Origin of the sequence: Guptibacillus sedimenti (assembly GCF_028610665.1) — a bacterium.
GTDB classification, from domain to species: Bacteria; Bacillota; Bacilli; order Bacillales; family Guptibacillaceae; genus Guptibacillus; species Guptibacillus sedimenti.
The window spans coordinates 376,898-401,440 of record NZ_JAQQWV010000001.1 but is presented as its reverse complement, the minus strand read 5'-3'; the positions used below and the strand labels follow the sequence as shown (position 1 = coordinate 401,440).

21 protein-coding genes are annotated in these 24,543 nt (G+C 42.9%); 6 read left to right on the top strand and 15 right to left on the bottom strand.

Annotation, left to right across the window (positions count from 1 at the left end; translation table 11 throughout):
* Positions 1-117: 117 nt before the first annotated feature.
* Positions 118-1,140, top strand: a complete 1,023-nt coding sequence (locus tag PQ578_RS01975) for a glycosyltransferase (protein WP_273831964.1) — start codon at positions 118-120, stop codon at positions 1,138-1,140.
* A gap of 13 nt (positions 1,141-1,153) precedes the next feature.
* On the top strand, positions 1,154-1,762 hold the full coding sequence (locus tag PQ578_RS01970) for a polysaccharide deacetylase family protein (protein WP_273831963.1): 609 nt from the start codon (positions 1,154-1,156) through the stop codon (positions 1,760-1,762).
* Between the two features lie 65 nt (positions 1,763-1,827).
* Here the strand turns inward: PQ578_RS01970 and PQ578_RS01965 are convergent, their stop codons facing one another.
* The 4 genes from PQ578_RS01965 to PQ578_RS01950 form a co-directional block, all read right to left on the bottom strand.
* Complete coding sequence (locus PQ578_RS01965; protein WP_273831962.1) at positions 1,828-2,502, bottom strand: MgtC/SapB family protein; 675 nt, start codon at positions 2,500-2,502, stop codon at positions 1,828-1,830.
* A 150-nt stretch (positions 2,503-2,652) separates the two neighbouring features.
* Positions 2,653-3,327 carry an MgtC/SapB family protein gene (locus PQ578_RS01960; RefSeq protein ID WP_160918008.1) on the bottom strand — a complete coding sequence of 225 codons (675 nt, stop codon included), beginning with the start codon at positions 3,325-3,327 and terminating at the stop codon, positions 2,653-2,655.
* A 153-nt stretch (positions 3,328-3,480) separates the two neighbouring features.
* Entirely contained in the window at positions 3,481-4,293 is an 813-nt protein-coding gene (locus tag PQ578_RS01955; protein ID WP_224885589.1) for a YitT family protein, read from the bottom strand.
* Positions 4,294-4,657: 364 nt separating this feature from the next.
* Entirely contained in the window at positions 4,658-5,005 is a 348-nt protein-coding gene (locus PQ578_RS01950) for a hypothetical protein (protein WP_273831961.1), read from the bottom strand.
* A 466-nt stretch (positions 5,006-5,471) separates the two neighbouring features.
* On the opposite strand from PQ578_RS01950, the gene PQ578_RS01945 reads away from it, so the two are divergent.
* On the top strand, positions 5,472-6,893 hold the full coding sequence (locus PQ578_RS01945; RefSeq protein ID WP_273831960.1) for a peptide MFS transporter: 1,422 nt from the start codon (positions 5,472-5,474) through the stop codon (positions 6,891-6,893).
* Positions 6,894-6,974: 81 nt separating this feature from the next.
* Here PQ578_RS01945 and PQ578_RS01940 read toward each other — a convergent pair whose 3' ends face one another.
* Entirely contained in the window at positions 6,975-7,709 is a 735-nt protein-coding gene (locus tag PQ578_RS01940) for a GntR family transcriptional regulator (protein WP_273831959.1), read from the bottom strand.
* Between the two features lie 281 nt (positions 7,710-7,990).
* Between PQ578_RS01940 and PQ578_RS01935 the strand changes: the two genes are divergently transcribed.
* Positions 7,991-8,713 (top strand): coiled-coil domain-containing protein, encoded by a 723-nt coding sequence (locus PQ578_RS01935; protein ID WP_273831958.1) that lies wholly within the window; start codon positions 7,991-7,993, stop codon positions 8,711-8,713.
* A 123-nt stretch (positions 8,714-8,836) separates the two neighbouring features.
* Here PQ578_RS01935 and PQ578_RS01930 read toward each other — a convergent pair whose 3' ends face one another.
* From PQ578_RS01930 to PQ578_RS01900, 7 genes are all read right to left on the bottom strand, one after another.
* Positions 8,837-10,219, bottom strand: coding sequence for an APC family permease (locus PQ578_RS01930; protein ID WP_273831957.1), 1,383 nt, complete (start codon positions 10,217-10,219; stop codon positions 8,837-8,839).
* Positions 10,219-11,574 carry a 4-aminobutyrate--2-oxoglutarate transaminase gene (gabT, locus tag PQ578_RS01925; RefSeq protein WP_273831956.1) on the bottom strand — a complete coding sequence of 452 codons (1,356 nt, stop codon included), beginning with the start codon at positions 11,572-11,574 and terminating at the stop codon, positions 10,219-10,221. The genes PQ578_RS01930 and gabT (PQ578_RS01925) overlap by 1 nt, the downstream gene beginning before the upstream one ends.
* A gap of 19 nt (positions 11,575-11,593) precedes the next feature.
* Entirely contained in the window at positions 11,594-12,253 is a 660-nt protein-coding gene (locus tag PQ578_RS01920) for a GntR family transcriptional regulator (protein ID WP_273831955.1), read from the bottom strand.
* Positions 12,254-12,538: 285 nt separating this feature from the next.
* Positions 12,539-13,069, bottom strand: a complete 531-nt coding sequence (locus PQ578_RS01915; protein ID WP_224885577.1) for a chromate transporter — start codon at positions 13,067-13,069, stop codon at positions 12,539-12,541.
* Positions 13,066-13,647, bottom strand: a complete 582-nt coding sequence (locus PQ578_RS01910) for a chromate transporter (protein WP_273831954.1) — start codon at positions 13,645-13,647, stop codon at positions 13,066-13,068. Before PQ578_RS01910 ends, PQ578_RS01915 begins: the two co-directional genes overlap by 4 nt.
* Before the next feature lie 33 nt (positions 13,648-13,680).
* Positions 13,681-15,291, bottom strand: coding sequence for a gamma-glutamyltransferase family protein (locus tag PQ578_RS01905; protein WP_273831953.1), 1,611 nt, complete (start codon positions 15,289-15,291; stop codon positions 13,681-13,683).
* 194 nt (positions 15,292-15,485) lie between these two features.
* On the bottom strand, positions 15,486-16,601 hold the full coding sequence (locus PQ578_RS01900) for an NAD(P)/FAD-dependent oxidoreductase (protein ID WP_273831952.1): 1,116 nt from the start codon (positions 16,599-16,601) through the stop codon (positions 15,486-15,488).
* A 182-nt stretch (positions 16,602-16,783) separates the two neighbouring features.
* Between PQ578_RS01900 and PQ578_RS01895 the strand changes: the two genes are divergently transcribed.
* Complete coding sequence (locus PQ578_RS01895) at positions 16,784-17,434, top strand: cyclase family protein (protein WP_273831951.1); 651 nt, start codon at positions 16,784-16,786, stop codon at positions 17,432-17,434.
* 137 nt (positions 17,435-17,571) lie between these two features.
* Here PQ578_RS01895 and PQ578_RS01890 read toward each other — a convergent pair whose 3' ends face one another.
* The 3 genes from PQ578_RS01890 to gabT (PQ578_RS01880) all read right to left on the bottom strand — a co-directional run bounded on the left by PQ578_RS01890 (position 17,572) and on the right by gabT (PQ578_RS01880) (position 22,891).
* Positions 17,572-19,653 (bottom strand): M6 family metallopeptidase, encoded by a 2,082-nt coding sequence (locus PQ578_RS01890; RefSeq protein ID WP_273831950.1) that lies wholly within the window; start codon positions 19,651-19,653, stop codon positions 17,572-17,574.
* A gap of 423 nt (positions 19,654-20,076) precedes the next feature.
* Positions 20,077-21,510, bottom strand: a complete 1,434-nt coding sequence (locus PQ578_RS01885) for an aldehyde dehydrogenase family protein (RefSeq protein WP_273831949.1) — start codon at positions 21,508-21,510, stop codon at positions 20,077-20,079.
* 19 nt (positions 21,511-21,529) lie between these two features.
* Entirely contained in the window at positions 21,530-22,891 is a 1,362-nt protein-coding gene (gene gabT, locus PQ578_RS01880; RefSeq protein ID WP_273831948.1) for a 4-aminobutyrate--2-oxoglutarate transaminase, read from the bottom strand.
* A gap of 147 nt (positions 22,892-23,038) precedes the next feature.
* Between gabT (PQ578_RS01880) and PQ578_RS01875 the strand changes: the two genes are divergently transcribed.
* On the top strand, positions 23,039-24,448 hold the full coding sequence (locus tag PQ578_RS01875; RefSeq protein WP_273831947.1) for a sigma-54 interaction domain-containing protein: 1,410 nt from the start codon (positions 23,039-23,041) through the stop codon (positions 24,446-24,448).
* Positions 24,449-24,543 lie beyond the last annotated feature (95 nt).

The window sequence follows — 24,543 nt, the reverse complement described above, 5'->3', positions numbered from 1 at the left end:
ACCATAAATCCTGTTAAACTAATAAGACAACATACGACAAATACCGGGTGGTGACAGGCACTACTTACTGTACCACGCCACACGTCCCGCCCGTCTACCAAAAGGATGAGCCTATACATGAAAGTGATTCTTGCTACGCCTTTCTATCATCAGCTTCGTGGTAATACCATTACCGTCCAGCGTATTGCCAGGGGTTTAAACAAGGCTGATGTTGAGACGGAAGTCATTTCTATAACAGAACAAACAAATTCGACCACCGCTCTCAAAGAAGCTGATTTAATTCATGGCTTTAACGCTTATCGTTTTTATCAGTTTATGAAAACCTTAAGCATTCCGATCACCAAATACACGATTACGCTCACAGGAACGGATCTTAATCATGATCTAACGAATCCACACAGACAGCATGATGTGATCGCTTGCTTGAAAGATGCGCTTGCGGTACACGTTTTTGACGAAAAAGCGAAGCGTCGTATCCTAGAGGTTTTACCAGATCTAGAAAGAAAGTTGTTTGTAATTGCACAAGGAACGAGTTCCTCAAGTAGTAAACGCTCACCTAAAAAGACTTCTGATTTATTCCATTTTCTCCTTCCAGCAGGCATTCGAGAAGTTAAAAACATTCCTTTCGCGATCAAGAGTTTGCAGAAATTGCGCCAAACTCACCCCGAGGTTAGGTTAACAATTGTCGGACCGGTTATTGAAAAGAAGGAGGGAGAACTCGTTAAGAAATTAGTACTCGATAGCGAGTGGGTGAATTATGAAGGCGCTATTCCTCATAGTGAAATGGAAGGGTTGTACAGTCATGCCGATGTCGTGCTGAACACCTCCCATAGTGAAGGTCAATCCTCCGCTATACTTGAAGCGATGAGCTACGGACTACCGGTTCTTGTGTCAAAAAACAAAGGGAATTTGAGCCTTGTTACGCATAGCAAAACAGGACTTGTTTATGAAGGCATTGAGCAATTTATTACTTGTGCACTTCGCCTCGTTGAGCAGGAATCTCTACGCCACGCACTCGGCCAAAAAGCTGCGGAGTACGTAGAAAAACATCACTCTGCTACACAAGAAATAACCGCCATACTTAACATGTACGCGTTCAGCTTAAACCTTTTAAAGAAAGGGGATAACTCGAATGATTAAAAGTCCTTGAGTAGTGGATCACACAAGGGTCGTGTACGACTCTCCTAATCATGATGTGATAACCCATAAAAACTCAGCTGAGAAGAAAGTGATTTTAACGTTTGATGACGGTCCAAGCCGCGTTCTCCCAGAGCTACTTGATATTCTAAAAACAGAGAAGGTACCAGCTATGTTCTTCTGGCAGTCACGGCTACTTTATCAAGCTAGGCCCTGGAAAAGAGTGCTAGATGAAGGCCATGTCATTGGCACTCATTCGTGTAAACACCTTAATTTAAGCAATCTCAGTTATGCCGAACAATTTGAGGATCTCGAAAGAAGCAAACGAAAAATCGAGGCAATCACCGGTACCCCTTTGACTTATTTCAGACCGCCATTCGGGCGCTACGACCTTGCCACGACAAAAGCGGCTAGAGATCTTGGATTAAAGACGGTCATGTGGCGCATCAGCTCAATGGATTGGGAACTCGCTTGTCATCCGGAAGAAATATTGAGTAATGTCATTCTAAACCTTGAAGATGGAGCGATTATTCTTCTGCACGAACTGAAGCAAACGGTTCAAATATTGCCCGAGCTTATTGAACGAATACGTTCAGAGGGCTATGGATTTACCATACTTTCGTAGAAAAAGAGGAGGTGGCTAATTTTTATAGCCACCTCCTCTTTTCCCTAGTATTCAAAACGTCCTATTTACCCCTCCACCTCAACTTCATTCACACCGTCCACTTTTCGAAGCTGTTCATAAATGTCTGTCGTATGATTCTTCTCAAACGTCATTAGTTTAAGCTCAATCTGTGGATTTTTTTCTTTCGTATCACGAACACGTACGTGACGAATTTCAAAGTCTTTCGCAACAATGGCTTTCATAAAATGACTCACGTTTACGCTTTTTTTCAGCGTTAACTTTGCCCGCATTTCACGCTGCCTTAGGGCTTTTGGACCGATGCGCTTAATGATCCAGGGGAGGATGTTGACGCTGAACAGAATAAGGCCAGCCCCAACGAACGCTTCGTAGTAAAAACCGGCACCGGCCGCGATGCCTAATCCAGAGGCTCCCCAAATAATAGCAGCTGTCGTTAACCCTGAAATAGCGTCATTGTTTCGTCTTAAGATGACCCCAGCACCGATAAAACCAATCCCAGAAACAATTTGAGCCGCTAACCGCATCGGATCAGTTCGGATATTCGGAGAAAGCTCAGCGAATGTTTCCGCTGACTCAATTGAGACAATCGTTAACAAACAGCTGCTGACTGCAATCACAATGCACGTCTTTAATCCAAGGGGCTTATGCTTTAATTCTCGCTCAATCCCAATCAATAATCCAAGTAAAGCAGAAACACATAATTTAATTAGAACAATCACCATCGTTCGTCATCTCCACCGTTGGAATAGAGAAGGACCTCATCTCTCTATTACCCTATTCACTTGAAGGAAATATTAGAATGAGGCGAAAGACCATGTGTGGTATTCGACAAATTATGAGCAAAACCGGGCGGTGACAGGCACCACTATGTCCTACCCCTCTACCTCAACAACCATAGCTCCATCGAGGTCTCTTAACTGCTGATAAATACTTGTTGTATGGTTCGCTTCGAAGGTAAGCAATCGAAGATCCACTTGATGGTCTTTTTCCTTCGTATCGCGCACCCGAACATGCTTGATTTCAAAATCTTTCGCCTGGATTGTTTGCATAAACGCGGTAATGTCTGTCCCTTTTTGAAGCGTAATTTTGGCCCTCATCTCACGTTGCCTTAATTGACTTGGACCGATTTTTTTTATGACCCACGGCAGGATATTCACGCTAAATAGGATTAAGCTCGCCCCAACGAACGCTTCAAAGTAAAAGCCAGCACCCGCTGCAATCCCAAGCCCAGACGCGCCCCATATAATGGCCGCTGTTGTTAGTCCAGAAATGGCATCGTTATTTCGTCTTAAAATAACGCCAGCTCCAATAAAACCAATGCCTGAAACAACCTGGGCTGCTAGCCGCATTGGATCGGTTCGGATGTTTGGAGATATTTCAGAAAAAGTTTCCGCAGATTCAATCGAAACAATCGTTAATAAACAGCTGCTAACCGCGATGACCATACACGTCTTTAAACCGAGGGGTTTATGTTTTAATTCTCTTTCAATCCCGATCATCAATCCCAGACAAGCTGATATACATAGTTTTACAACGACAACCACCATACGACAACCGCCCTCCAACAGGTATTTCTATTATTTTACCAGTAATAGGATCTATGAATCAAAAAGAATTGCTACTATTGTGTATTTCGATCAAAATACGCAAAAAAGAGCCGCTAGAGGGAATTCCGCGACTCTTAATCTATTTTTCTTCCATTAATGAATATCTTTTTTCTTGAAACGCCCGCCTCGAACTTCTGCGATATCTGCCATCGCAAGAAACGCGGAATCGTCGTGGTCAGCTACAATATCTTTCAATTTCGCTTCTTCTAGTCGAGTGATCACGCAGAAAATTACTTTCTTGTCATCACCCGAAAAAGCACCTTCCCCGTGCAAATACGTTACGCCTCTGCCTAGACGACTCAAAATCGCATCCCCAAGTTCTTTATGGTTGTCACTAATAATCCATACCGACTTCGATTCGTCGAGGCCTTTGATTGTAATATCAATCATTTTATAAGCAACATAGTATGCGAGAAGGGAATACATCGCACGATCAAAGCTAAATACAAACCCTGCGCTGCCAAGAATAAAGAGGTTCGCAAACATGATGATTTCCCCTACAGAAAACGGAAGCTTTTTACTCGCAAGTATCGCAAGTATTTCCGTTCCATCAAGAGAACCACCAAAGCGAATCACAATCCCGACCCCAATTCCGAGAACAACCCCGCCAAATAAAGTGGCTAAAAGGATGTCATCTGTAAAAGCAGGAACGGGATGCAACAAAGCAGTCGAAATCGATAAAATTACAATGCCGTAAAGCGTTGAAAAAGCAAAGGTTTTTCCAATTTGTTTGTAGCCTATATAAATGAATGGAAGGTTTAGAACGAATAAGAAAATTCCTAGACCAATGCCGCTTAAATGGGAGAGCATAATGGAAATACCAACAATTCCTCCATCAATAACTTGGTTCGGTACAAGAAAAACTTCAAGCCCAACAGCCATAATAATGGCACCTAATGTAATCATAAATGTTCGTTTCGCTTTTTCTTGAAGCGGTGTTTTTTTATGAATTTTTGTTTCATTTATTAAATCTTCTAACGGCTTACTTTCACTCAAAATAGTGCCTCCTCTATTTTCCATCAATTTGTTCTTATTTAAAATAAGACAAAATGAGATCCACCACATGGTTGCCTGAGAGTTCCGATGAGAGTAGGATCATTCCCCAAAATGGGAGCAGTAAAAGAACACCCCATCCAAAACTTTCGAGCGCATTTTTCCACCATGATGTTTTTTCTATCACTATTTTCACCTCAACTATGAGTAAAATTTGATCCAAGCACGAATCAAAATCGTACGAACGTAATCAAGAAAACGACATAGCTGTTGCTAATTATTTTAGTTTTTCTAGGAATGTGATGAGGTAATTAGAGTGGACAGCAAAGACATTCAGAAAGCCTCTGGCATCCGGAAAAATCTCGATTTTCATTAAATTTTTCTGAGGATAAATAAGATGCGACTGTACATCATGCTCACTCGTCAATGGAACAAAAGTGCCAAACATCTTCTGCTTCTGAAGAGATACTGAGGAAGGATAGGAAATCATTTTTGCATCTGGAAGATAAGCGAATTCCGAGATTGTCGGTTTATCAGCCGAATGATAATCATATTGATTTAACTCCTGTGCTGGATAAATAAACACAAGAAAGCCGAACAAAACCACTAACAGTAAAAATCTCATCGCATTCTCCCCTTTCCCCACCATACTTATCCACATCTTATTAATTTTATCACTGTATGAAAATAATTGTCCACAAGGAGCTAAAGACATTACAGCCCAATCGACAAAACCTGCATTTATTCGGGTGATTTCGGGTGGTGACAGGCACTAAGCGAAACTAAGCGAAACTAAGCGAAACTAAACGACTAGGCCGTTCTCCTTATTTTTATTAATCCAATCTTAATCGTTAGAATGCTTCGTCTATTTTTCTACACGCCTTCTCGGCTTCTAAACTGTCCTCAAACTATTGCTTTGCAAGGGATTATGATGAGTAAAACCAACAAAAATCGACACAATCTGTTTGATACCTCTCTGTAATTTTTACAAATTTACAAACATTTTAAAAAGCCGTACTTTTTCTATTACGCTTTAAATTGACAAATAATTTGCTAAAATGGGGAAGTTATTAAAAATTGGAGGTTTGATTATGGATACCACCATAGACGAAAAGCCGACGAAAAAAGGGAAGTTAAAACACCCGCCCGGCTTGTATCTTTTGTTTATCACAGAAATGTGGGAACGCTATAGCTTTTATGGTATGCGTTCAATACTCATTCTTTATTTAACTGCTGAGTTAATTAGCGGTGGACTGGGTATGGAGCAAGATAAAGCATTACTGCTTTACGGTATGTACACTGGTCTTGTTTATTTCACGCCATTAATTGGTGGTTATTTAACCGATAAATTCATCGGTTTACGCACAGCCATCACAATCGGCGGTATTACAATGGCCATCGGTGATTTTACGCTGTTTGCTGTCCAAGAACAATGGGGCCTTTATCTCGGGTTATTGTTATTAATTGTCGGTAACGGATTTTTCAAACCGAACATCTCCACTCTTGTTGGAGAGCTATACAGTAAGAACGATAAGCGTAAAGATTCAGCGTTTACGATTTTCTATATGGGAATTAACCTTGGTGGCTTAATTTCACCATTGATCGCAGGTCTTTTATACGCCAATATTTTCTATTCAAATACAGGTGGCGTCGAGACGTTTGGCTTCAAATATGCGTTCCTAGCTTCATCAATCGGAATGATTATTGGACAGGTTACCTTTAATCTTCTTTCTAAAAAATATCTTGGTGATATCGGAAGAACACCATCTTCAAACCGTGTGATTCCAACAGCAGAAGGGAAAGCAAAGCCGCTTACTAAAATCGAAAAGCAGCGTACTGCAGTCATTTTAATTCTAGCCGTGTTCACAGTGACATTCTGGGCTGGATTCGAACAAGCAGGTGCTTCCTTTACGCTCTACACGAGAGATTTCTTAGATAGAACGGTCTTTGGTTATGAAGTACCCGTTTCCTTCTTCCAGTCATTAAACCCAATGTTTGTACTATTGCTAGCACCGATTGTTTCAGCTATCTGGTTGAAATTAGCGAAATCAAAACGCGGTGACTTTGCCATCCCTACAAAAATGGCATTTGGTTTAATCTTACTTGGTGTCGGATTTATGGTTATGGTTCCTGCCGTCATGATGACAGGAAGTGATGAAGGAAATATTGCGGTGAAAGCAAGCATGCTATTTATGGTTGTTACGTACTTCTTCCATACACTTGGCGAGCTATCCTTATCTCCAATTGGACTTTCTCTCGTGAGTAAAATGTCACCAGTGAAAATCGCTTCTTTATTGATGGGTGTTTGGTTCCTAAGTAACGCTGCCGCAAACTACCTTGCAGGTTATATTGCTTCACTCACAACATCAGCAGGATATCTTGAAATCTTCATCTATTTAGGTATAGCTGCTCTAAGTCTAGGTATCATCTTACTTCTCCTTTCTAAGAAGCTACAAAAACTTATGCATCTTGAAGAGTTTGATGAGGACCATGTTGCGAAGCAGATGAACTAATCAAAAAAATATACACACAAAAAAGGTTTGCGCTTCAATTGAAGCGCAAACCTTTTTTTATTAATCCCGCACTCCCTCACTCTACCGCTCAAGCTCAATATTATAATGATACTGATCGCTACGATACTTCGTTTTCGTATACTCGATCGGATGATCATTAATGCCAAGACTAAGGCGCGTCATCTCAAGGAGGGCTTCACCCGGGCGTATGCCAAGCGCATCCGCTTCATTGATCGTCGCGTTAATCGCCGTAATCCGTTCATTCGCTTTTTTAAGATAAAATTGATGCTGCTCAAGTACTTCATAATACATCGCCTGATTGAGATCATACTTAATCAAAATCTCACCAATTTCTTTTGGCCAGCACGTGCGCTCAAGGGCAATCGGCACCTCATCTGCAAAGCGAATCCGCTCGACAAGTAAGATTGGTTCCCCTTCCGTAACCTTCAGCATATCGTTCTCATGATAAAGGTCATCACGAAATTCCGCTCGTAACACCTTCGAATGCGGCTTTTGCCCACGCTCGAGCACTTCTTCTGCGAAACCTTTGAGCTTACCGAGGTTCCCGATCAAATTCTGAGGTTTGACGACCGTTCCCCGTCCCTGCTTTTTCTCTAATAAGCCATTCTGCACGAGAATCGAGATCGCCTGCCTGATCGTCGTTCGACTCACATCAAACTCTTTAATCAAGTCCTGTTCAGTAGGAATAAGCGTATTCGGTTTCCAGGCACCCGTTTGAATTCGTTTAATTAAAACATCTTTTATTTGAAGGTACAGCGCTTCCCCTTTATTATGGTTCAGTTTATCTGATGACATATAAGCCTCTCCTCTTGAGCCGCCAACTGTTTGGCGTTTGGCTCAGTTCATACTCTTATTATAGCGAAAAAGAAGCAAGCTTTAAAAGGATAGTAACATTCTTAATAGCCAGGGAATTCTTTTGATGCAGCACCTAGTTACTCTCTACAACTGAGAGCCATTCGACAAATAAGGACAAACATCGGGCATTGCCTGTCACCGCTCGAATTTTACATAAACGACCTATTCTCACAATATACATAAGATGGTAACGTACTAACACAGGTTCGGAGGAATGTATGATGAAAAAAGGCCTAGTCCTCACCCTTTGGATTGTAGGGGCAATCGCAACAATTCTTGTTAGCGTCTTAATCGGCGTGTTGATAGGTAATGCAGACCTTGAAGAAAACTACACCGAAGATTTGAAGAAAATTAAAGCAGAAATCACTTCTGCTGAGAAGGAAGCAAAAAACGAAGGAGAGAAGCTTTTATCCATTCAAGAAGAAATCAGTATGGTAAAAGAACAACTTGAGACTGAAGCTGAAAAGTTGGAAGAAGCGGAAGCGAAAGCTGAGGAAGTAAAGAAATTGATTGATGAGAAAGATAGTGTTTCAGCTGACATTGATAAGATTAAAAAAGAACGTGAAAGCACGAAAAAAGAAATGAGCAAACTGAAAGACGACGTAAAGGCGAAAAAAGATGAAGTGAGCAAACTCGATGATACGATCAAAGCGAAGAAAAAGGAAATTGATCAGCTTGAAGATACGATCGTAAAGAAGAACGAAGAACCGATTAAACTTACCGCAGGTCAATACATCGTCGGTAGTGATATCCCTGAAGGACGGTACCAGGTAACAAACATTGGTGAAGGCACAAACTTCTTCGTCTATGATCCAAGCGGACTACCAACAGTAAATACGATACTAGGCGACAGTATTGTTGGTACAGGAGATTTCGTTTTCTTTACCTCTGATGGGGATATGATTGAATCACTGGGGCCGGTGAAGTTAATGCCAGTCGAATAAACAAAACAAGTGAAAGGCCCGCGCTCATATGAGCGCGGGCCTTTCACTTTCGACAATATGTGCGCTAGTTCGGGCGGTGACAGGCACCCGCGGAAACTCGCAGACTGAACCATAGACCGCGCACTACATCCCTACACCACTATCTTTATAGACACCTTTTCTCATTCTCATAAAGAAGTACAATCCGATAAAGGACCAGGCTCCAATCATGATCCATTCATAAGGCCAGATCAATGCGGCAGGCATTCCCGGTAAGTAGAGTGCGATAAATCCAAAGCTCATAATAAGTGCAAGATAACCATAAACAGGCGATTTAGCCGCTCGGAACGGTCGCTTCATCTCTGGCTCTGTTTTTCTAAGCTTAATAAATGACCAGGCTACCAAAAAGTAAGCTACCACAATTCCAAGTCCCCCGGCATCAACGATCCACACAAGAGCTGATCTTCCAAGAAGTGGAGCTAACATCGATAGAATCCCAATAAACAGGATCGCGTTCGAAGGTGTGTGAAATTTAGGATGCAGTCGTCCAAACCAGGCGGGTAGCATACCAGATTCGGCCATAGCGTAAAGTACACGACTGCCACCTATTACAAATGAATTCCAGCTTGTAATAATTCCTGCAACTCCCCCAAGAATTAATAGCTTAGCGAATAAAGCAGATCCAAATAAATTGCCCATAGCATCAGCTGTCGCCAGCTCCGTTGAACCCAATTGTTCCTGACTCAACCCTAGTGACACCCCAATAGCGATCGCTATGTAGAAGATAATCGCCCCAATAACAGAAACAACAAGAAATTTTCCGATTTGAGCATGTGGAAGATTTGCCTCTTCAGCAACCTGTGGAATGACGTCAAAGCCTACAAACAAAAATGGAACCATCACAAGCACTGTCATGATGCCGCCCATTCCACCTATGAAATGTGGTGTTAAATGAGCTGGTTCTCCATTTACACCCGCTCCAAAAATTAATAGCAATCCAGCTGCCACAATCACAAGAGTGAAAACGGTCTGTAACACGGCCGCTTGTTTAAGCCCGATATAATTAAGGAGCGTGATAATGACAGCTCCGGCAGAACCGATCAATACCCAGTTTAGATGAACATCCCAGCCGGCAATTGTCCAAAGATAACCAGCTTGGTAGTCTGGTAATAAATAGTCAATAACCGTAGGCAATGCCACGGCTTCAAATGTTGCAACGGATACATACCCTAATGTAATAGCCCAAGATGCGATAAATGACGCATTCTCACCGAGAGCGCGATGGACGTACTCATGCTCCCCTCCTACTCGCGGCATCGCGGAGGCTAGTTCAGCATAGTTTAGTCCAACACAGATAACGAGAAACCCACCGATCGCAAAAGCAAGAACCGCTCCGTAAGATCCAGCAGAAGTTAACCACGTTCCAGATAGAACTACCCAGCCCCAGCCAAGCATGGCGCCAAGTGCAAGGAACAGAAGATCAAATTTCGACAGAACCTTCTTGAGCTTCTTCTTTTCCCCCTCCATTACAAAACTCCTTTATGCAACGAATTCGCTGAAACTTTCCGCATGGCTTCTTCAATGATAAACAATCCTTCTTCTAATTCATCATCTGTAATAATAAGAGGCATTAAGAATCGAATGACGTTTCCATAGACGCCGGCACCAAGTAAAAGGAGTCCTTTCTGCTGGGCTTCTGCTAAAATCTTTTTCGTTAATTCCTTGTCTGGTACTTTTCTTTCACCTACAATCTCAATCGCATTCATAGCACCTAATCCACGAACGTCTCCAATAAAAGAAAACTCTTTCGCAATATAAGTAAATCGCTCTCTTATTTTCTCACCGATTTGAAGCGCTCGCTGATTAAGCCCTTCCTCTTCAATCACGTCAAGAACAGCAAGTGCCGCACGGCAACCAAGTGGACTTCCACTATACGTTCCACCAAGTTCTCCTTGATCAGCCGCATCCATGACTTCTCTCCTACCAATTACACCACTAATCGGTGTTCCAGCACCTAACGACTTTGAAACTGTTATAAGATCTGGCACAACACCAAAGTGCTCGGATGCAAAATAACGCCCCGTTCGTGCAAATCCTGTTTGAATTTCATCTGCGACGAACAGAATGCCATGCTGTTCGCAAATTGATTTCACAGCCTGAACAAACGATTTATCCGGCACAATAAAACCGCCTTCGCCTTGAACAGGTTCCATTACAACGGCTGCAATTGTTTCGGGAGCTACTTCTTTAAGCAGAAAATCGTTAAACTGTTGGATCATGAAGTCCGTATACTCCCCGTCACTCATTTGCTCAGGCTTCCGATAAGCATACGGAAAAGGTGCCTTGTACACTTCAGGTGCAAACGGACCAAATCCATATTTATACGGCTTCACTTTACTTGTCATCGACATCGTCATTAACGTTCGTCCATGAAATGCATTCTGGAATGTCACAATTGCCTGACGCCCTGTGTATTTTCTTGCTATTTTCACCGCATTTTCAACTGCTTCAGCACCGCTATTCTGTAGTAGCACTTTCTTCGGATGATTTCCGGGAGCTAAGGCTGCTAACTTTTCAGCTAATTCTATATAAGGCTCATACATCATCACATTAAACCCAGTGTGAATGTATTTATCGACTTGATCATGCAAAGCTTCCTTCACTCGTGGATGGCAATGTCCAACGTTAATCGTCCCGATCGCACCAGCAAAATCAATGAATGTATTCCCGTCAACATCTGTCACTCTTGCCCCAGAAGCTTTCTCAGCAAAAGTCGGGATGCCACAGCTTACAGCGTTAGGTACAATATTCTCTCGTCGTTCTAACAATTGACTAGCAACAGGTCCCGGTAAACTTGTTTGAATCGAAACATTCTTTGTCATGATCTATCACTCCTTACTATTAGTTGAAAACTGATCGTTTCCCAGATAAATCGCTCAATGTAGAAAGAAGATGAGCTTCAATGGCCTCCGCCACTTTTTCTAAATCACCATTACGAAAAGCATTCATCATACGTTGATGCTCGGGAATCGACTTCACCTCTTCAATCGGAACGGTATAAAATTCATCCTTCAAAATCAGATAGCAATCCGACCATTGATTAAGCGTTTCAACTTGTTGAAGTAAGAATTTATTTTCCGACAATCGTGCGGGATAAGAGTGAATAAGAGCATTCACTCTCATAAATTCTTCAAAATCCTTTGCTTTATATGCCTGCTTCTCTTCCGCTAACAGCTCTTCCATTTCAAGAATGTTCTCTTGGGTAACAATTGGAACCGCTAGTCGAGCAGCATAATTCTCAAGCACAACGCGCAAGTGAAACACGTCAGCGATCTCCTTATCCGAGGGGTTATAAACAAACGCACCTCGATGAGGCACAATTTCTAATAACCCTTCATTCCCCAATCTTTTAAAAGCTGCGCGGATAGGAGTGCGGCTCATCTTTATCTCTTCACTCACCCATTCCTCCGTCACTCGTTGTCCTGGTAAAATCCTTCTCAGCATAATCGCACGCTTCACCTTTTCATAAGCTAACTCTTCATTCCGTTTTTTATCTGTCATCTTAAACCACCTATTGTGTCCAAAGATTGTATACAATTTATTGATTTATCTGACATTTTAGATTAAGTTGGTTATTTTTTCAATATATTCTGACAAAATAAACCTTTTGATCTAGGTATGACATCCTTTCAAAGAGGCGACAGAGTGCTCTTATCCTTTAGAAACAAAATAAAAACAGCCCTTTCCTCCTAGGAGTTAAGAGCTGTTTAATCGACAATATTTGAGCTATTCCGGGCGGTGCCAGGCACCCGCGATACAACCACTCGCCAACAACTCGCCCATCCATTACCCCAAAAACACTGCACCATACGCCAGCGCCCCAACAATCACAAACGCAGGATGCACCTTCATCTTCTCCATCAACACAAAACTGACCACAATCAGAAAGATTGTTTGAACGAGCCCTGCTCCTTCATACGAACTGGCAAAGAACTGAAACGCCATCACGCCAAGCAAGATCGCAATCGTCGGGCGAATAAGGGCCGTCATTTTCTTCACTTTCGGTGAGTTTTTAAATCGATTTAAAAGACTCAGCAACACGATCATCAGCACGAGCGAAGGCGCCACTGTCGCAAACACACCAACAAACGCCCCAAGAACGCCACCTTGCTGAAATCCGATGTATCCGGCCATTTTCGTCGCGATAGGCCCGGGTAGCGCATTTGCCATTGCTAACATTTCACTAAATTCGTTCACACTCATCCAGCCGAACCGACCGACCACTTCATTTTCGACAAGTGGAATGGAAGCAGGTCCACCGCCGTAACCGACAATACCAGGTATGAAAAAAGCGACAAAAATATCCCAATAAATCATGAGGACGGCTCCTTTCTCGCCTCTGCCTCTTTATGCTTTCCATCTTTACCAGTCGGTTTAAGCAGAGCGTAAAGCAGCAAACATCCAATAACAATCCCCGGATGAACACCAGCCATTTCAATAAATACAAAAGAAGCAACCGTCAATACGATCGTCAAAACCCAACCTAAATTCCCCTGTGCTTTTCTAAAAAAATCATACGTCAACACGGCTAGCATAACCCCAACCACAGGAACGACCGCCTGCGTCATCCCCTGTACCCATGCTTTTTCTCGAAACGTGGAAAGAAACGTTAGTAAGAAAATCATAATTGCGATCGTCGGCACAATCGTTGCCAGCACAGCATTCAGCATCCCCGTAATTCCTGCCACCCGATGGCCAATATACCCAGCCATTTTCGTCGCAATTGGTCCTGGAAGTGAATTCCCCAATGCCAAAACATCTGCAAATTCATCATCGTTCATCCATTTGTATTTCTCGACAACTTCTTTATGTACTAACGGGATAGAAGAAGGCCCTCCTCCGTATCCAAGCATTCCCACTCTAAAAAAAGCGAGAAAAAGATGCCACTGTTGCATGACCCACCACCTTTTGAAACCCTACGCCACTTCTTAATAAGCGGCGATCGTTCCGTCTGTTCTTGATTCTGTCCCTCCGAAAAAAGTGCCTGACTGCTGATCGCGCCAAATAATTTGTCCACGGCCGAACGCCCCTTTTTCCAGTTGAACTTCAATCTCATGTCCCTTTCGACTAAGCGCCTCAGCAAGATAAGGAGGGAACTTCGATTCAACCCACACTCGCTTCCCATCAACCCACTGCCACCTCGGCGCATCAAGTGCCGATTGCGGATTTAAATGAAAATCAATCATATTCGTAATTACCTGCAAATGTCCCTGCGGCTGCATAAAGCCTCCCATCACACCAAATGGTCCAACCGCGTTACCGTCTTTACTAAGAAAACCAGGAATGATCGTATGATACGTTCGCTTACCACCTTTTAACGCATTATCATGCTCAGGATCCATCGAAAAGTTATGACCTCGATTTTGTAGCGCAATCCCGGTGCCTGGCACCACAAGTCCTGAACCAAAGCCCATATAATTACTCTGAATAAACGAAACCATATTTCCTTCGTCATCCGCCGTCGCTAAATAAACGGTGCCCCCTTTAGGAGGTTGTCCTGGTGACGGCACTAGCGCTTCATCACCAATTAACTGCCGGCGACTTTCCCCATAGGTAGGCGAGAGGAGATCCCGAACAGCAACTGACATTTCTTGCTCATCGGTAATGTACTTCTGTCCATCTACAAAAGCGAGCTTCATCGCTTCAATTTGCTTATGATAGGTATCAACAGAATCCTTATGATCAAAGTTAAATCCATTTAAAATATTCAGCGCAGACAACGCAATGAGCCCCTGTCCATTCGGCGGAATCTCCCATACGTCATACCCGCGATACTGAACCGAAATCGGATCAACCCACTCTGGCTTAAATGCCGAAAGATCTTCCTTCGTCAAATACCCATTATACCTTTTTGAAAAAGCATCAATTTGATCGGCGATTTCTCCTTGATAAAAAGCTGCAGCGTCGGTTTCAGCTATTTTTCGTAACGTTTCCGCGTGTCCTTTCGACTTCCAAACCTCACCCACTTCAGGCGCACGACCGTCCGGCGCAAACGTTTCAAACCAGTGCTGAAACTCCTCGTCCCTTAACTCTTCTTCAAATTTAGCGTAAGCATCTTTCCAAAACTTACTTAAAGTCGGCGACACCGGGAACCCTTCCTCCGCATAATGAATCGCAGGCGCCAGCGCTTCTTTTAACGAAAGCTTTCCAAATCGTTTCGACAATGCCGCCCAAGATGCAGGAATACCAGGCACTGTAACAGGAATCCAACCGTATTTCGGAATTTCATTATACCCACGTTCGTTGACTGAATCAATGGAGATCGACTTCGGTGATGGCCCACTTCCATTCAAGCCGTGCAATTCACCTTTCGTCCAAACAAGAGCAAACGCATCTCCTCCAATCCCGTTTGAAGTCGGCTCGACAACAGTGAGCACTGCCGCCGTGGCGATCGCCGCGTCGATCGCATTCCCTCCATTTTTCAAAAGATCTAGTCCTGCCTGTGCCGCTAACGGCTGGGATGTTGCAACCATTCCTTTGTTCGCTACCGTTGTCATCCGTTGAGAAGCATAGGGATAATGTAAGTAATCCGTCGTCATGGACATAAAACTCCTTTCAATTTATGTAGTGTCGAATAAATAAAGCGCCGTATTCTGAACCTAAAACGCCATAAAAAGAAACCTTTTACACCTCAGAGATTTTCCCATTATATAGGAAGCCTTCTTGAATGAAAAGGTTTTCTTTAGAATATTTTCATTTTTCGATCATTAGTTAAAATCTTATCTCGATCGACTTACCCAAACGCACTCCCAGGATCATACTCCCAAAGATCAAGCTCATTCCGCTCTCCAAGCACCAACCGAGCAAGTTCAGCTCCAAGAAACGGCCCACTCGTTAAGCCTGAAGCCCCAAGCCCATTTGCCACAAAAAGTCCTTTCACGCGAGGAACTGCTCCAGCAACCGGGACATTCCCTGGCGTAAATGGCCTAAACCCAACCTTCGTCTGGACATACGTACTATCCGAAAATCCTGGCGCAACTTTTAGAGCTCGGTCAATAATATGGTGAACGCCCCCCATCGTCACGCGCAGATCAAAGCCAGCCTGATCTTCCTGCGTTGCACCAACGACAATTCGACCGTTTTCAAATGGAAGGAAATATTGAACGAAAGGCGGCATCACAATTGGCCATTTTCCGGTATCAGAGTCAGGTAGATCGAGATGAACAATTTGCGCTTTTTGAGGTGAAACGAGGAACTTCATCCCTAATGGCTGAAGTAATTCTCGCGCCCAGGCGCCTCCGGTCACAATCACTTCATTCGCATAAAAACTTTCATGATTCACGGCGACGCCACTCACGTTTGAACCACTCCATAATAAAGAGGCATCGCCACGAATCACCTTCGCACCATGCTTTTCCGCTCCTCGAATGAGCGCATTTCGTAACGCGTCTCCATTCACACGCGCCGCGCCGCTCACATGAACCGCTGCATAATGATCGGACAGCGGAGGAAACAGCGCATTCGTTTCTGCAGCAGAAAGTTGCGAAACCTCCCCCATCTCTGGTGTATCCTTCCGCCGCTCCATCGCAAGCGCAAGCTTTCGCTCAAGCTTCGTTTCACTAGAGTAAATGTTAATCGCACCAACGCGCGCATAGCCCGTCTCCGTCTCTCCGTCCTTTTTCAGCTCTTCAATTAACTGCGGATAATACCGTGCTCCAGCTTCCACGAGTCGATAAAAAGCCCCTCCCCGTCGATTCGTTAGCCACGGACACACAATCCCAGCCGCCGCTTCTGTCGCCTGACCCGCGTCGTTCCGATCGACAAGCAACACATCCGCTCCTTGCTTCGCGAGATGGTAAGCTGTCGACGCTCCTAAAATACCTGATCCGATTACAATCATTGATTTCATATCTTACACCTTTTCGTCGTTTGTCTGATTAGGTATTTTACAGGAATGTGAGGGGAGACTCAATTGTAGGTTAGGTTATGAGCAAACAAAGTTCATGACTAATTGAAATTTGGATAGACTGAGGATGTATCCCACCATTAGCGAGTTTAATCAAACGTTTGTTTAAAAAGGAGAACCACCTTATGAATTTTAAAAAAGTGATTGACCTCTCTATTCCGGTTAACAACCAAACGCCTGTTTACCCGGGTGATCCGAAACCAAACATCTATCCAATTGCCATGCACGAAAAAGATGGCTATCAAGTTACACAAGTTAATATGGGGACCCATACTGGCACGCACCTTGACGCTCCCTTCCACTTTCAAAAGGAAGGCGAGTGCGTCGATGAGTCGAAATTAACCAAAGTGATGGCACCAGGACACGTAATCCATGTAACGAGAAAAAATCCAGGTGAGGTGATCACTTTAGAAGAAATATCGCAGGCAATCAAAAGCATCGCTCCAGGAACAATTGCACTTTTTCATACGGGGTGGTCCAAGTATATTGGAACCGAGACCTACTTCAACTTCCCTTATTTGTCTGTCGAGATTGTAAATTACCTTCTAGAAAAAGGAATCACAACCTTCTTCATTGATACTTTTAGCATTGATGCTCCTGGTGCCACATCTTTTCCAGCACACGAAGCGATCACATCAAAGAACGGCATTATTGGAGAGTGCTTCTCTAACTTCGATCAGATCGATTTCGAGAATCCACTAATCATTGCACTGCCGCTAAAGCTTGAGGGACTGGATGCCTCACCAGTGAGGGCAATTGCGGTGGAGGTTGAATAAATTTCCAGTAAATAAAATAAGAAATAAAGAAGGTAACCGCTCATTTCTGAGCAGTCGCCTTCTTTATACTCTAATGCATTATTATCAATCGACAAATTCCTTCAACAATCGGGTGGTGACAGGCACTACTATCACTACTATTTCTTCTTAGTCTCACCTTTAGTTTGGATTTCATAGGTGAAGTCAGCTACACCTTTATCTCCTATTGGAGGAGCATACCAGATCACCATATAATTTGTACCGTCTTTAAATAATTGACGTAAATCTAATGCGTCTTCCTCGGTAACATTAAATGGATCCACATCCACGACTTTATATTTTGTGTTTTTGCCGTTTTTCCCAACAGTTTTTTCATTAATGAATGTAACTGCGTAATCTACATACTGCTCAGTCACTTCCTGAACAGAATACAATCCGTTAAGGGAGCTTCCATCATTGGAGAAGCTAATTTCAGGAATGGATATGTTATCAATAAACCAGCCCTTATCATTGTATCCCCAATCTGTTAGATAACGGAATGAAACTAATACATCTTGACCAGCGTATTCTGATAGATCAAAAGACTCTTTCTTCCAATCTTCATAGTATCCTGTAAATCCTGGTAGATTTTCTTTAATAGTTGGATATCCTTCCTCTACTACATCAGAACGGGTATGTTCATTCGCTAAACTCGTCCAGCTTTCTCCTCCATCTGTTGACACTTGTACAACCCCAAAGTCCCAACTTTCTTCAATATCAATGAAGTTATCAAACTGAAGCGTTGCTTGATCAACACCTGATAAATCAGCTTCAATGACTACAGCGTTATCAGCTTCATCCCCTTGGTTTCCCCATAACACTTGATTATCTGAACCAAGTGGATCCTGAACAACTTTCCAAGGTGTAGGCATGAAGTCGATTCCGTCAAATTCAATCGATCGGATTTTATCCTCTAGATCAATCACTTTGTAATCTCCACCCCATGCAGGGACGCCATCTTTTGCATTTTCTAAAGCAGCCTCAAAGTTCACTTTCAAATCGATGCTTTCAAAATTATAGATGCCTCCACCTGGTTTAGGACTGTCTATGGCAAGAGCCGTACTGAAGTTTCTAAATAGCTCAGAGAAATCTAATCCAGTCTTATACTTATCCAACATACCATTCACGCTTTCAATACCATTCGTTTCATCTTTTGCTAGTTCCTGAATAAACTCTTTCCCAAATTGCTCACTGAGATAGAGCTGAAGAAGATATGCCTGTCCATAATCCGCTAGGGTTTCCGGACCTGTTTCAGAACTATAATATTCATCCCAGCTCACAAGTGAGTTCTCTGGATGGTCTAAGAAATAGTTGACGTGCCCCATAGGATGTCCGTATCCACAAAGATACTCTGCAAAATCAGACATTCCTTCATTAATCCATGTTTCTTCATCGCTATCATTATCATCATGAATGAGATGCTGGTATTCGTGAGCAACTGTCCCTAAAAACGTACTCTGAAGGCGCTCCTCCCAGTTGTTTGTATCAATGGTTATGATGTTTCGATCGATATAGGTTTCAAATGTAGACCAATAGAATCCAGCTACGAAAAATGGATAAGAAGGATCCTCATAATTTTCATCTATAATGTTATCAACTAACATAATGCTCTTTCCTTCTTCAGACACATAATAGTCTTCATCAAAACCTAACCAATCGGGAAGAGGAGAGTTTTCCCCAGTGAGTTTATCCTCTTGGCCGAAAAATTCTGTATCAATCGGATAAATATTGTCATCAAACTCATCTCTTAACGTATCTACCTGTTCCTGTGTTACAACATGAGCAGGTCTTGAATCTCCTTCAGGAAAAGAAAGATCTTTAGCAACCCAAACTTCTACATTCTCACCGACACTACGCAATGTAAATTCTTTTAAAGCCAAATTACGATTCAGAAATACCTTTGTTCCCCCATCGTAAGTAAAGTTACTATCAGACTCGCCTCCACCATCTGCTTCTTCTCCATCCTCGCTAATCTCAGAGGCCTGTGCTTTGATCGTATCTTCCGCTCTGTTCATAAAATCTTCATCTTCTGATTGAGCTCTCAATTGCGCTCCAATATCTACGACATCTCCATATCTTTCAGTATTCCACTTGGTTGAAGTTGCTTCTACTTTTCCCCCCCAAACTGTTGGAACCAACAATGACACCGACAAAGCTGTTGCTGAAATAACCGATAATATTTTCTTGTTCAAGTTTTTCACACACGTCTCCCCTTTCAGTTTTTAAGTCTTGATATAGTCCCTTATTCCTACTCCTTTCTCTTTTATTTGCAACCTATCTGCATAAACTTTATGTAAATGACAGGTTGCACCTATTATTTATTTTATCAATTAATTTTCAGAAATTTCTCGAAATTTATGGTTTATCTTTTTCTATTTTTGTAGATTCATGTAAAAGAGGAGGAAAATTCGTGGTTTTTTTGTCAAAAGGAACATATTGGTTATACAAATCAACCATAATTTTCATGATTACTAGTAAACTTAACAACATCAAATTCGAATAATGCAGAACAAAAGCCAATTCATCCCCTTGTAAGGATCAATTGGCTAAAAATATCGGTGAATTTAAGCGACATGATTCGCGTTAAACCGGGTGGTGACAGGCACCACCCGCCCAACCACTTCCTACCTCTTAAACACCACCAGCTTCATCTCCGTCATTTCCTCTACAGCGTACTTGATGCCTTCTCTTCCAGTCCCACTTTCCTTCACTCCACCATACGGCATGTTATCTACCCGGAAAGTAGGAATATCATTAATCAGTACACCCCCGACATGAAGACGTTCTGCGGCTTCAAGAGCAGTATGAACATTCTCCGTATAAATACCTGCCTGTAGCCCATAAGCCGAGTCATTCACTAGATCATACGCTTCTTCAATTGAATGAAACTTATTAATCAAGACAATTGGCGCAAACACTTCCTGACAAGAAACTTTCATTTCAGAAGCGGCATTTAATATGACAGTTGGCTCTAACACATTTCCATCAGAACCCCCACCTGTAGCTACCGTAGCTCCGCCGTTCTTCGCTTCCTCAATCCACGAAACCGCGCGCTCAACATCAGATCCAGAAATCAACGCCGATACATCCGTCTCATCATCCAAAGGATTTCCACACCTTAGCGTCTTCGTCTTCTCTACAAATGACTTCACAAAAGCGTCATAGTTCGATTCATGAACATACACCCTTTGAAGTGAAATACACACCTGCCCCTGGTAAGCGAACGCGCCCATCACGGCTCGATCAACAATTCCACTTACGTCTACACCTTCATCCACAATTAAAGCCGAATTCGACCCTAGTTCTAGCGTTACTTTTTTCAAACCCGCCTTATTTCGAATACCAATGCCAACTGCTGGACTTCCAGTAAAGGTAACCATGTTCACTCGCTCATCCGTTACGATTCGATCGCCAACCGTCTTTCCACTTCCCGTAATCACATTCAGTGCACCTTTTGGAAGCCCAGCTTCCTCAAATAGCTCTGCGATAAAATAAGCAGAGAGCGGCGTCTGACTTGCCGGTTTTAGCACAATCGTATTGCCCGCTGCAATAGCAGGACCAACTTTATGTGCAACAAGATTCATTGGAAAATTAAACGGCGTAATCGCTCCTATCACCCCAAGCGGCTCACGCACCGTATAGCCTACCCTTCCTTCACCACCAACGGCTGCGTCAAACGGAATCGTCTCCCCTTGTATTCGCTTTGCTTCCTCCGCGGCGAATTTATACGTTGCTATCGTCCGTGTCACTTCGCCTTTTGCCGTCGCTATCGGTTTGGCTGCTTCTAGCGCAATGATTTCCGCCGTCTCATCCGCTCGTTCGCTTAACTTTTGGACAAACCGCTCTAGTATCGAAGCTCGTTCGTGTGCAGGTAGTTTCCTCATCACCCGCTTCGCACGGTAAGCCGCTTCGATTGCGCTATCGACATCAGCTTCATTCGCTATCGGAATTTCAGCCAGAACGTCACCTGAATATGGGGAAATTAACTCCTTATAAGACACCCCTTCTAGCCATTCACCATCAATATAAAATTTCTTCTTCTGAATCGTCGTCTGCATATCCATACCTCATTTCCTTTTATTGATGAACTGGAGCTAACTCTGACATTACGTCTTGAATCACATCAAGCGCTTCATTTAACTGATCGTCCGTAATCACGAGCGGCGATAAAAGACGAATGACGTTCCCATATAAACCCGCTCCCATTACGATCACACCGCGGTTATGGCATTCTTTTAAAATTTGTCCCGTTAATTCTTTATCCGGCTCCTTCGTAACGGGATCTTTCACAATTTCAATCGCTAACATAGCACCAAGTCCACGAACTTCTCCAATAGCAGGGTGCACTTTCTGCATATCCTTAAACCTTGACACGGAGATATCTCCAATGTGATTCGCTCGCTCCACAAGCCCTTCTTCCTCCATCATCTCAATGACTTCAAGCGCCGCAACACACCCAAGTGGACTCCCACCGTATGTTCCGCCAATTTCTCCAGGATTCGGCGCTTCCATAACCTCAGCGCGTCCTGTTACAGCACTGATTGGCAACCCTGCTGCGATCGATTTTGACATCACCATTAAATCTGGTTCAATGTCAAAGTGCTCAATCGCAAACATTTTTCCTGTTCGTCCAAAACCGGTTTGCACTTCATCTGCTATAAAAAGAATGCCATACTTTTCACAGATCGCTTTCACGCCTTGTACGAATCCTTTTGATGGTACAACAAACCCACCTTCTCCTTGCACCGGTTCCATAATGATCGCCGCTACTTCATCTGACGGTACTTCACCAAGGAAGAAATCCTCCAAACGCTTAAGCACTTCCTGATCCAACTCTTCCTCCGTCATACTCGCATGCTTCCGGTAATAATACGGATAGGCCATTTTATACGTATCAGGGGCAAAAGGCCCGAAACCATATTTATACGGTTTCACCTTGCTTGTTAACGACATCGCTAGCAAGGTTCTCCCATGATAGCCACGCTCAAACGAAATAATCGATTTCCTTCCTGTATACTTTCGTGCGATCTTTACAGCGTTTTCCACTGCTTCAGCACCACTATTTAAGAAAAAAGTTTTCTTTTCACTATTGCCTGGTGTGATTTCATTTAGTTTCTTCGCTAATTGAATATATGGCTCATACATCATCACGTGAAAACACGTATGCAGGTATTGATCGACCTGTGCTTTAAGCGCTTCAACAACTTTCGGAGGACAGTGCCCGGCGTTCATACTACCAATCGCTCCGGCAAGGTCAATAAATGTATTACCATCGACATCCGTCAGTAGAGCGCCTTCTCCTTTTTCTGCAAAAGTCATCATTGTATTAAAAGGACCTCTCGGCACGTGCTTTTCTTTTAGCTCCAATAACTCTGACGCTTTTGGCCCAGGTATCGCCGTTTTTAACTCAATACTTTTTTTACACTGTTTTGTTTTCATGTAACTGCCTCCCTCTGTCATTTTCACTTTCTATACATGCAAGCTTCATACCAACTTTTTCAGAAAAATGGTTTTGGAGGTTAATTTTGCGATATGATAACCTTAGAAAATAGTCAGATTTGCGCGAATATTAAAGGGGGATTCAGTATGTCTTCATTCGATTATTTAGAGTATGAATTAAATGCTATCTTACATGCATCGAAAGATAACATTGTTATCGCCGATGGTGCCGGTATTGTTTTACGGGTTAGCCAAAACTGTGAAGCCGTCTATGGAAGAAAGGCTTCTTTTCTGGTCGGAAAGTCAGTAAAAGATCTTGAAGCAGATGGGATCTTTTCACCGTCTATTACAAGGCGTGTTCTAGCTGAAAAGAAAGACCTTCAAATTATGCAAAAAACGCATACAGGCCGCGTCGTCATGGCAACTGGGCTACCGGTTTATGATGAGAATGGCACGATTATTCGTGTTATTAGCTTCTCCCATGACTTAACAGAGCTTCAGCATTTAAAAGAAGACTATGAAGAATTGCGTACTCAGATGGAAGTCTATGAAACTGAGATTCAAGAACTTCGCGACAAGGAGAAAGTTCCAGAGGAGTTTGTCATTAAAAGCAGAGCGATCCAGCTAATCTGGCAACTTGTTGAGCGCGTGGCGAATTCTGATGCATCCGTTGTTTTTCTTGGTGAATCTGGTGTTGGAAAAAACGTGTTCGCACGTGCGTTACATAAAGGTAGTGAACGTCGAAATGGTAGTTTTATTGAAGTAAATTGCGGGGCTATACCAGAAACTCTTTTTGAATCAGAAATGTTTGGCTACGAGCCAGGATCGTTTACAGGCGCAGGTAAGAAAGGAAAAGCAGGCATGATTGAACTCGCTAATCAGGGCACGCTTTTTCTTGATGAAGTTGGGGAGCTACCACTCGCTGTTCAAGCCAAGCTTCTAAAAGCGATCCAAGAAAAAACAATTACGAGAGTTGGAGGAACGAAGCCAAAAACGATTGACTTCAGATTGATTGCATCAACGAATCAGAACCTTGAGGACATGGTGAAAAAGGGGACATTTCGAGAAGACCTTTTCTATCGATTAAACGTCATCCCAATTACCATCCCACCCCTTCGCGAACGAAAGGAAGATATCGCAACACTCGCAGCACATTTTCTCAAAGAATTAAATGACAAATACCGAACGAATAAGTTCTTCCACGCAGCAACAATTGAAAGTTTGTCAGAATATACGTGGCCAGGAAATGTGCGTGAGCTTCAGAATATCGTCGAACGCCTTGTGATTACAGCTGATGCAAGAACGATTTATCCAGATGCTCTTCCCTCCTACATTCAACAAGATGCGGCCCAGAAACTGACAAGCTTTTTACCCGGTGCTGAAGAGGAAACGGGGACAACGCTGAAGGAAGCTTTAGAAGCAGTGGAAATCAGATGGTTGAAGCGTGCTTTCAAGCAATACAAAACAACTTATGAAATGGCGGATTACCTCGGAATGAATCAATCTACAGTCGTACGTAAGCTTAAAAAGTACAAAATCAATGCGAAATCGCATTAATTATGCATTTTTGCATCAAAAGAAAACGCATCGATGCATTAACGCATGAGAAAAGTGTCAAAAGTGTTGCACCTCAGCCCTTAAAGTTGGCATGG

Bases quoted from the DNA above. Each gene is read 5' to 3' on its own strand.
- PQ578_RS01975 (WP_273831964.1), top strand. From the start codon at position 118: ATGAAAGTGATTCTTGCTACGCCTTTCTATCATCAGCTTCGTGGTAAT.
- PQ578_RS01965 (WP_273831962.1), bottom strand. From the start codon at position 2,502: ATGGTGATTGTTCTAATTAAATTATGTGTTTCTGCTTTACTTGGATTA.
- PQ578_RS01960 (WP_160918008.1), bottom strand. From the start codon at position 3,327: ATGGTGGTTGTCGTTGTAAAACTATGTATATCAGCTTGTCTGGGATTG.
- PQ578_RS01955 (WP_224885589.1), bottom strand. From the start codon at position 4,293: ATGATTACATTAGGTGCCATTATTATGGCTGTTGGGCTTGAAGTTTTT.
- PQ578_RS01950 (WP_273831961.1), bottom strand. From the start codon at position 5,005: ATGAGATTTTTACTGTTAGTGGTTTTGTTCGGCTTTCTTGTGTTTATT.
- PQ578_RS01945 (WP_273831960.1), top strand. From the start codon at position 5,472: ATGGATACCACCATAGACGAAAAGCCGACGAAAAAAGGGAAGTTAAAA.
- PQ578_RS01940 (WP_273831959.1), bottom strand. From the start codon at position 7,709: ATGTCATCAGATAAACTGAACCATAATAAAGGGGAAGCGCTGTACCTT.
- PQ578_RS01935 (WP_273831958.1), top strand. From the start codon at position 7,991: ATGAAAAAAGGCCTAGTCCTCACCCTTTGGATTGTAGGGGCAATCGCA.
- PQ578_RS01930 (WP_273831957.1), bottom strand. From the start codon at position 10,219: ATGGAGGGGGAAAAGAAGAAGCTCAAGAAGGTTCTGTCGAAATTTGAT.
- gabT (WP_273831956.1), bottom strand. From the start codon at position 11,574: ATGACAAAGAATGTTTCGATTCAAACAAGTTTACCGGGACCTGTTGCT.
- PQ578_RS01920 (WP_273831955.1), bottom strand. From the start codon at position 12,253: ATGACAGATAAAAAACGGAATGAAGAGTTAGCTTATGAAAAGGTGAAG.
- PQ578_RS01915 (WP_224885577.1), bottom strand. From the start codon at position 13,069: ATGATTTATTGGGATATTTTTGTCGCTTTTTTCATACCTGGTATTGTC.
- PQ578_RS01910 (WP_273831954.1), bottom strand. From the start codon at position 13,647: ATGCAACAGTGGCATCTTTTTCTCGCTTTTTTTAGAGTGGGAATGCTT.
- PQ578_RS01905 (WP_273831953.1), bottom strand. From the start codon at position 15,291: ATGACGACGGATTACTTACATTATCCCTATGCTTCTCAACGGATGACA.
- PQ578_RS01900 (WP_273831952.1), bottom strand. From the start codon at position 16,601: ATGAAATCAATGATTGTAATCGGATCAGGTATTTTAGGAGCGTCGACA.
- PQ578_RS01895 (WP_273831951.1), top strand. From the start codon at position 16,784: ATGAATTTTAAAAAAGTGATTGACCTCTCTATTCCGGTTAACAACCAA.
- PQ578_RS01885 (WP_273831949.1), bottom strand. From the start codon at position 21,510: ATGCAGACGACGATTCAGAAGAAGAAATTTTATATTGATGGTGAATGG.
- gabT (WP_273831948.1), bottom strand. From the start codon at position 22,891: ATGAAAACAAAACAGTGTAAAAAAAGTATTGAGTTAAAAACGGCGATA.
- PQ578_RS01875 (WP_273831947.1), top strand. From the start codon at position 23,039: ATGTCTTCATTCGATTATTTAGAGTATGAATTAAATGCTATCTTACAT.